The organism is Streptomyces boluensis (assembly GCF_009908195.1).
GTDB lineage: Bacteria > Actinomycetota > Actinomycetes > Streptomycetales > Streptomycetaceae > Streptomyces > Streptomyces boluensis.
In genome coordinates this window covers 1-8,911 of sequence record NZ_JAAAHS010000324.1, presented here as the reverse complement: position 1 = coordinate 8,911, position 8,911 = coordinate 1, and the positions used below count along the sequence as shown (strand labels likewise).

Here is an 8,911-nt window from a genome sequence, read left to right as displayed (position 1 = left end):
GTCCTGGACCCGCGGCATGACCACAGGCCCGAAGGCCACCGGCGCCGTCGACCTGCGCGGCCTGCCGCTCGACGCGGCCGGCGGGCTCACCGGCGAGTGGATCTCCCGTATCGACGGCCGCCGCACCCCGGACGCCGGACAGGCCAAGCGGCCCGAACGGCCCACGCCCGCACCGGAGTTGCTCGCCGTCCTCGCGAGCCGGCACGACGCGGGCCTCGACCTCGGCCGCCTCGGCCGCTGGGACGAGGCCGCCGATGTGCACCGCGAGGTCGCCGCCGCCCGCGCCCAGGCCCTCGGCCCCGACCACCCCGACACCCTCGCCAGCCGGTACGAGATGGGCTTCACCCTCAGCCGCACCGGCCGCGCCGCCGACGCCCTGCGCGAGTACGAGCACGTCACCCGCGGCCGGGAGCGCGCACTCGGCGCCGACCACCCCGACACGCTCGCCGCCCGCCAGGAGATTGCGTACGTACTCGGCCGCCTCGGGCGGTACTTCGAGGCCCACGAGGTGTACACGGCCGTGCTCGCCGGGCGGGAGAGCTCCCCGCACCTCGGCCCCGACCACCCCGACACCCTGCGCTGCCGCCACAACCTCGCGTACAACCTCAGCCGCCTGGGCCGTCTGGAGGACTCCCACCGCACGGCGCAGGAGGTCGCACAGGCGCGGGCCCGCGTCCTCGGCGCCGACCACCCCGACACTCTGGTCACCCGGTACGAAGTGGCGTACGTACTGGGCCAGTTGGGGCGCTGGACCGAGGCGCTCCAGACGTACCAGGAGGTCGCGGAGGCGCGCGTGCGGGCGCTCGGCGCCGACCATCCGGAGACGTTCGCCGCGCGCTACGAAGTGGGCATCAGCCTCGGCCGCCTCGGCCGCAGCGCGGAGGCGTTCGGCCTCTACCGCGCCCTCGTCGACGACCGCACCCGCGTCCACGGCCCGCACGACCCCGAGACCCTGCGCGCCCGGCACGGCCTCGGCGTCAACCTGGGCCGCCTCGGCCGCTGGCCCGAAGCGCTCGACGAGGCCCGCGAGGTCTGCGCCGCCCGCGTCCGCGTCCTCGGCCCCGACCACCCCGACACCCTGGTCAGCCGCCGCGAGGTCGCCGTCGGCCTCGGCTGGCTCGGTCTCTGGCCGGACGCGCTCACCGAGTACCGCACGGTCGCCGAGGCCCGCGAACGCGCCCTCGGCGCCGACCACCCCGACGCCCTGGGCGCCCGCACCGACGAGGCCCACTGCCTGGAGCAACTGGGCCGCGGCGCGGAGGCCGCCGAGGTGTACCGGAGGATCGCGACACTGCGCGGCCGCTAGGTCCTGTCTCCCGGACCCGCCCCGTACGACGCCCGTACGCCGCCCCGTACGACGCCGCACCGAGGGACGCCCTACACCTGGCCCGCGCCCGCCCGGCGTGTTAGCAAGAGCCATGCCTACCCAAGCCCGCGATGTCTACGACGCCGTGATCGTCGGCGGTGGCCACAACGGTCTCGTCGCCGCCGCCTACCTGGCCCGCGCCGGCCGCCGTGTGCTCGTCCTCGAACGGCTCGACCACACCGGTGGCGCCGCCGTGTCCACATACGCCTTCGAAGGGGTGGACGCCCGGCTGTCCCGGTACTCGTACCTGGTCAGCCTGTTGCCGAAGAAGATCGTGCGGGACCTCGACCTGAACTTCGCCGTGCGCAAACGCGACGTGTCCTCGTACACGCCGACGGGCCGTGACGGCAGGACGACCGGGCTGCTCGTCACCGGGCAGAGCGGCCGCAACCGGGAGGCGTTCCGTCAACTCACCGGATCCGACCGGGAGTTCACCGCCTGGCAGGAGTTCTACGGGACCCTCGGCCGGGTCGCCGGACGGGTGTTCCCGACGCTCACCGGGCCGCTGCCGAGCCGGGCCGAGCTGCGCGAGCGCGTCGACGACGAGGCCGCCTGGCGGATGCTGTTCGACGAGCCCATCGGCGCCGCGATCGAGGGCCGCTTCGCCGACGACCTGGTCCGCGGGGTGGTCCTCACCGACGCCCTGATCGGCACGTTCGCCGACGCGCACGACCCGTCGCTGCGCCAGAACCGCTGCTTCCTGTACCACGTCATCGGCGGCGGCACCGGCGACTGGGACGTGCCGGTCGGCGGCATGGGCGCGCTCACCGACACCCTCGCGGCCACCGCGCGCGCCGCGGGCGCCGAGCTGCGCACCGGCCACGAGGTGCTGCGGATCGACTCCGACGGCACCGCCGCCGAGGTCACCTACCGCACCGCCGACGGCACGGAGTCCCTGGCCGCCGCCCGGCACGTCCTGGTGAACGCCGCACCGCAGACCCTGGCCGCACTGCTCGGCGACCCACCGCCGCAGCCCCCGGCCGAGGGCGCGCAGCTCAAGGTCAACATGCTGCTCAAGCGGCTGCCACGGCTCAAGGACCGCTCGGTCGACCCGCGCCGCGCCTTCGCCGGGACCTTCCATGTCGCCGAGGGATACGCCCAGTTGGAGGCCGCGTACGCGGAGGCGCGGGCCGGACGGCTGCCGGGCGCACCCCCGTCGGAGATCTACTGCCACTCCCTGACCGACCCGTCGATCCTCGGCCCCGCGCTCGCCGCCGAGGGCTACCAGACGCTCACCCTCTTCGGACTGCACACCCCGGCCCGGCTGTTCGCCGCCGACAACGACACGGCCCGCGAGACGCTCCTCAAGTCGACGCTCGCCCAGCTCGACGCCCACCTCGACGAACCGCTCGCGGACTGCCTCGCGGTGGACGCCGCGGGCCGCCCCTGCATCGAGGCGAAGACCCCACTCGACCTGGAACGCGAGCTGGGGCTGCCCGGCGGCAACATCTTCCACCGCGACCTCTCGTTCCCGTACGCCCAGGAGGACACGGGGCGTTGGGGCGTGGAGACGCGGCTCGCGAACGTGCTGCTCTGCGGGGCGGGCGCGGTGCGCGGCGGGGGCGTGAGCGGCATTCCCGGACACAACGCGGCGATGGCGGTGCTCGGCCAGTAGGCCAGGTCAGCGCTGCTCCGTCGGTGTGAAAGGGTGGCGGTTCGACGGCGGAACGCGCAAGGTCTGCCCGCCGGGGGAGGAGAACCGTGAGCACTGGCCAGGTCCGCACCATGATGAGCCTGATGGCCCAGGGCGCGCCGGTCGAGGTCACCAGCATGTGGGCGACCGCGACCAAGCTGACGCGCCTGGCGCACCTCGGCGAGCAGTTCGGGTACCAGTACCTGGACGCCCGCTATGTGAACCGTGGCACCCAGCTTCTGATGGTGCCCGAACCGCAGGCGTACCAGCGCGCTCAGCAGGCCTGGGCGCAGTTCCCGCAGGCCGCCACCGGCGGCCCGGTGCCGCCGCTGCCCGCGCAGGCACCCGACCTCCTCAAGGCGCAGATCAACTTCGATCTGTCGGGCCGGCACAACGAGAAGCGCCGGGTCCTCGCCATCATCCCGATCACCTTGATCGTGCTGCTCCGGCTGATGCGCGACGGCGCCGACGCCGCGGTGTTCTGGATCCCGTTCTGGGTCTTCGCGGTGGCCCTCGCCATCGGCATGGTCTTCTACACCCGCAAGCGGCACGGCGCGTACGAGGCCCAGTTGCAGCAGGCCGGTTACGTCCAGGTCCCCGACCCGACGGGCCGGATGCACTACGTCCCGGCGGGCAGCTCCCTCGCGGCCCACGCGGCGCCGGTCCCGCAGCAGCAGTACGGCGGCCAGCAGCCGCAGGCTCCGTACGAGCAGCCCCAGGCTCCGTACCAGCAGCAGCCGCAGGCGCCTCAGCAGCACCAGCAGGCGCCCCAGCAGCACCAGCCCCAGCACCAGGCGCCCCAGCAGCAGCCGTACGGCGGTCAGCAGCCCCAAGCCCCGTACCAGCAGCAGCCGCAGGCCCCGTACCAGCAGCCGCAGCAGCAGAACCAGCAACAGCCGTACGGGCAGCAGCCGCAGGCTCCGTACCAGCAGCAGCAGCAGCCGCCGCAGCAGTACTGAGCGGGTCAGTCGGCGGAGGGCGTCCACCCGGACGGTTCGAGGCGGCGGGCGTCCGCCGGGCGGGACGTGTCGAAGGCGGTGTGCGTGCCGTCGTCCACGCGGAGCCCGTCCACGTACACCCCGCGGCCCACGTACGACCGGTCGGTCGCGTACCGCCAGCGCAGCCGCACCGGTCGGCCGCGCCAGTCGTCGAGCGGGGCGGTGAGGCGGTGCCAGACGCGGCCCGACCAGCCGGTGGCGGAACCGGACGGGTGCTCCCGCGGCGGAGCGCCCGTTCGCTGCGTCGTGAACGGCACCGGCCGCCAGCTCGCGCCGCCGTCCCCGGAGGCCTCGAGGAACACCGCGTCGGAGCCCGGCTCGGTGTCCCACCACAGTGCGCAGCGCAGCCGGGCGCGGTCCGAGGCCAGGGTGAGCGCGGGCAGCGTGAGGGTCGCCGCCGTCGCGCTCTCCATGCCCGCGTACCAGGCGGTGCGGCCGTGCGCGGGGCGTACCGGGACGGCGCGGGCGAGGCGGTTCGCGGCGGCCACCCGAGGGGCCGAGCCGGAACGCCAACTCCGCACCGGATGCACGGAGTTGCCGAGGATCACCAGGAACGAGTCGGTCGTCGGGTCCAGGACGAGGGACGTGCCGGTGAAGCCGGTGTGGCCCGCGGTGCGCGGGGTGGCCATGGCGCCCATGTACCAGTGCTGGTAGAGCTCGAAGCCGAGGCCGTGCTCGTCGCCGGGGAAGTCGGTGTTGAAGTCCGTGAACATCAACTCCACCGACTCGGGGCGCAGGATGCGCTCCCGTCCGTACGAGCCGCCGTTGAGCAGGGTGCGGCCGAGTACCGCGAGGTCCCAGGCGCAGGAGAAGACCCCCGCGTGCCCGGCGACCCCGCCGAGGCTGAACGCGTTCTCGTCGTGCACCTCGCCCCACACCAGACCCCGGTCGAGCCCCGACCAGGGCAGCCGGGCGTCCTCGGTGGCGGCGATCTTCGGGCGCCAGGACGCGGGCGGGTTGTAGCGGGTACGGGTCATGCCGAGCGGGCCGGTGATCTCCTCGCGCAGCAGTGCGTCGAGCGGGCGGCCGGTGACCTTTTCGAGGACCAGTTGCAGTGAGATCAGGTTGAGGTCCGAGTAGAGGTAGGTGCTGCCCGGCGGGTTGATCGGCGCCTCGTCCCAGATGAGGCGGAGCTTGCCCGCGTACGTGGGCTCCTTGTAGAGGGGCAGCCAGGCGCGGAACCCCGAGGTGTGGGTGAGGAGTTGACGGACCGTAATGTCCTGCTTGCCCGCGCCGCCGAACTCCGGCAGATACGCCGAGACCCGCTCCTGGAGGCCGAGCGCGCCCCGCTCGATCTGCTGCACGGCCAGGATCGAGGTGAACAGCTTGGACACGGACGCCAGGTCGTACACGGTGTCCGCGGCCGCCGGAATCTGCTGCTCGGGCGGGAACTCCACGGCGGTGTCGGTCTGTTCCTCGTACGCGGAGTAGCGCACCGCCATCCCGATCGGCCGGTGCAGGGCCACCGTCCCGCCGCGCCCGGCGAGCAGCACGGCGCCCGCGTACCAGGGGTGCGTGGGGGAGGGGTCGAGGAACTTCTCGGCGTCGGCGACGAGTTGGCGGAGCTGGCCGGGGAGCAGCCCGGCGCGTTCGGCCGGGCCGTGCCGCAGGGTGGGCCGCTCGGCGCCGGGCCCTGCCGCCGCCGCGGGCCCGGCGGGGAAGGGGACGAGCGCGACGGCCCCGCCCAGGGCCAGGAGCCCGGCGCCCATCCGGCGCCGGGTCAGGCCCTCTCTGTCGCTGTCCGCGCGGCCGTCCCCCATGTCCCCGTCCTCCCGCGTGAAAGTATTTTTCGTACGTGTATCCGGCAGGTGAAACTTTCTTGCGAGGCGCGGGTGGTGTCAACCCCGTTCGGGGCGAGTGCCGTTGGGCGGGTGCGGTCCGGGTGCGGTCCGGGTGCGGGCCTGGTGTGCTCCTGGTGCCGCCCGAGTGCCGTCCGAGCGTCGTCGCGTGCGGGTCAAGACGCGGGCGCCGTAAAGAATCTGACACTGCATCAGAAAACCTCTTCCGTCGGCCGACGCGCTGCGGCATCCTGCGCCCATGCAGACGGAGCTGAGCAAGAAACTCGGAGTCGAGCACGCCATCTTCGGCTTCACACCGTTCCCCGCCGTGGCCGCGGCCATCAGCAGAGCGGGCGGATTCGGCGTGCTCGGAGCAGTCCGCTACACGGCCCCCGACGACCTCAAACGCGACCTCGACTGGGTGCACGAGCACACCGACGACAAGCCCTACGGGCTCGATGTCGTGATGCCCGCCAAGAAGGTGGAGGCCCAAGGGGGTCAGGCCCTCAGCGAGGCCGATGTCGAGGCGATGATCCCGGAGGCGCACCGGGAGTTCGTACGCGCCACCCTCGCCAAACACGGCGTCCCCGAACTCGCCGAGGGCGAGGCGTCCGGCTGGCGCATCACCGGCTGGATGGAGCAGGTCGCCCGCAGCCAGCTCGACGTCGCCTTCGACTACCCGATCAAACTCCTCGCCAACGCCCTCGGCTCCCCGCCCGCCGACGTCATCGAACGCGCCCACGCCCACGACGTGCTCGTCGCCGCGCTCGCCGGCAGCGCCCGGCACGCCCGTAAGCACGCCGACGCGGGCATCGACATCGTCGTCGCCCAGGGGTACGAGGCGGGCGGCCACACCGGCGAGATCGCCACCATGGTGCTCACCCCGGACGCCGTCGACGCGGTCGCCCCGCTGCCCGTGCTCGCCGCCGGTGGCATCGGCAGCGGTGAACAGATCGCCGCCGCACTGGCGTTGGGCGCCCAGGGCGTGTGGACCGGCTCGATCTGGCTCACCACCACCGAGGCCGAGATGCACTCCCGCAAACTCACCGAGAAGCTGCTCGCCGCCGAGTCGTCGGACACGGTGCGTTCCCGCGCCCTCACCGGAAAGCCGGCCCGCCAGTTGCGTACCGAGTGGACCGACGCCTGGGACGACCCGACGGGCCCCGGCCCGCTGCCCATGCCGCTGCAGGGACTGCTCGTCGCGGAGGCGGTGTCCCGGATCCAGAAGCACGAGGTCGAGGCGCTGCTTGGGACTCCCGTCGGGCAGATCGTGGGGCGGATGAACTCGGAGCGGAGTGTGCGGGTTGTCTTCGACGAGTTGACGCGGGGGTTTGAGCGGGCGATCGACCGGGTCAACCGGATTGCGGGGCGGTGAGGTGTCTTCACGGCTGCGGCCCGGTGGGGGTTGCTCGCGCAGTTCCCCGCGCCCCTGAGATGGGCACTCCGTGCGCCATCTCCCGGGGAGGCGCGGCGCAGCCGCATGCCTCAGGGGCGCGGGGAACTGCGCGACCAGCCACGACGAACCCGCACTCGGCCATCAACAGAACCCCGCAGAAGGGATGCCGAACATGTCCGACCACCCCAACGGCTTCTGGGCGCAGGCAGTCGCCGACCCCGACCGCATCGTCCTGCACGCCCCGGACGGGGAAGCCTGGTCCGCAGGCCGACTGCACGCCGCCGCCAACAAGATGGTGCACGCCCTCCGGGAGGCCGGCCTCGAACGGGGTGACGCCCTCGCCGTAGTCCTCCCCAACGGAGTGGAGTTCTTCACCGCCTACCTGGCCGCCGCCCAGGCCGGTTTCTACCTCGTGCCCGTCAACCACCACCTGGTCGGACCCGAGATCGCCTGGATCGTCTCCGACTCCGGCGCCAAGGTGCTCCTCGCGCACGAACGCTTCGCCGACGCGGCCCGCGCCGCCGCCGACGAGGCGGAACTCCCCGACACGCACCGCTTCGCCGTCGGCGGCATCACCGGCTTCCGCCCGTACGCCGAACTCCTCGACGGGCAGCCCGAGTCGGCGCCCGAGGAGCGCACACTCGGCTGGGTCATGAACTACACCTCGGGCACCACGGGCCGCCCGCGCGGCATCCGCCGCCCGCTCTCCGGGAAGCTCCCCGAGGAGTCGTACCTCGGCGGGTTCCTCGGCATCTTCGGCGTCAAGCCCTTCGACGACAACGTGCACCTGGTCTGCTCGCCGCTCTACCACACGGCCGTGCTCCAGTTCGCGGGCGCGTCGCTGCACATCGGGCATCCGGTCGTCCTGATGGACAAGTGGACGCCCGAGGACATGCTCCGCCTCATCGACCAGCACGCCTGCACGCACACCCACATGGTCCCCACACAGTTCCACCGGCTGCTCGCACTGCCGCAGGAGACCAAGGACCGTTACGACGTGTCCTCCCTGCGGCACGCCATCCACGGCGCCGCGCCCTGCCCCGACCATGTGAAGCGGTCGATGATCGACTGGTGGGGGAACTGCGTCGAGGAGTACTACGCGGCCAGTGAGGGCGGCGGCGCGTTCGCCACGGCCGAGGACTGGCTGAAGAAGCCCGGCACGGTCGGGAAGGCCTGGCCGATCAGCGAGTTGGCCGTCTTCGACGACGACGGCAACCGGCTGCCGGCCGGTGAGCTCGGCACCGTCTTCATGAAGATGTCGACCGGCGGCTTCGCGTACCACAAGGACGAGGGGAAGACCCGGAAGAACCGCATCGGCGACTTCTTCACCGTGGGCGATCTCGGGGTGCTCGACGAGGACGGCTACCTCTTCCTGCGCGACCGCAAGATCGACATGATCATCTCGGGTGGCGTCAACATCTACCCGGCGGAGATCGAGTCGGTGCTCCTCTCCCACCCGGCCGTCGCCGACGCCGCCACCTTCGGGATCCCGAACGCCGACTGGGGCGAGGAGGTCAAGGCCGTCATCGAGCCGGCCGACGGCCACACCCCGGACGCCACGCTCGCCGCCGACATCCTGGCCCACTGCGAGGCCCGCCTGGCCGGCTACAAGCGCCCCAAGAGCGTCGACTTCATCCCCACGCTGCCCCGCGACCCCAACGGCAAGCTGTACAAGCGGCGCCTCCGGGACCCGTACTGGGAGGGGCGGGAGCGGGCGGTCTGAGAGGGGCGGTCTGAGAC

6 protein-coding genes are annotated in these 8,911 nt (G+C 72.8%); 5 read left to right on the top strand and 1 reads right to left on the bottom strand.

The window, feature by feature from the left end; all coding sequences use genetic code 11:
- The 3 genes from GUY60_RS29325 to GUY60_RS29315 all read left to right on the top strand — a co-directional run.
- On the top strand, positions 1-1,306 hold a 1,306-nt coding region (locus tag GUY60_RS29325), incomplete at its 5' end, for a tetratricopeptide repeat protein (RefSeq protein WP_161703210.1).
- A gap of 112 nt (positions 1,307-1,418) precedes the next feature.
- Complete coding sequence (locus GUY60_RS29320; protein ID WP_161703208.1) at positions 1,419-2,981, top strand: phytoene desaturase family protein; 1,563 nt, start codon at positions 1,419-1,421, stop codon at positions 2,979-2,981.
- A gap of 86 nt (positions 2,982-3,067) precedes the next feature.
- Positions 3,068-3,958: a hypothetical protein gene (locus GUY60_RS29315; RefSeq protein ID WP_161703206.1), complete on the top strand. Its 891-nt coding sequence runs from the start codon at positions 3,068-3,070 to the stop codon at positions 3,956-3,958.
- A 5-nt stretch (positions 3,959-3,963) separates the two neighbouring features.
- On the opposite strand, the gene GUY60_RS29310 is transcribed toward GUY60_RS29315, so the two are convergent.
- Entirely contained in the window at positions 3,964-5,757 is a 1,794-nt protein-coding gene (locus GUY60_RS29310; protein WP_161703204.1) for a serine hydrolase domain-containing protein, read from the bottom strand.
- Between the two features lie 277 nt (positions 5,758-6,034).
- Between GUY60_RS29310 and GUY60_RS29305 the strand changes: the two genes are divergently transcribed.
- Together GUY60_RS29305 and GUY60_RS29300 are read left to right on the top strand one after the other, a co-directional pair.
- On the top strand, positions 6,035-7,150 hold the full coding sequence (locus tag GUY60_RS29305; RefSeq protein WP_161703202.1) for an NAD(P)H-dependent flavin oxidoreductase: 1,116 nt from the start codon (positions 6,035-6,037) through the stop codon (positions 7,148-7,150).
- 193 nt (positions 7,151-7,343) lie between these two features.
- Entirely contained in the window at positions 7,344-8,894 is a 1,551-nt protein-coding gene (locus tag GUY60_RS29300) for an acyl-CoA synthetase (protein ID WP_161703200.1), read from the top strand.
- The last annotated feature ends 17 nt before the right edge of the window (positions 8,895-8,911 follow it).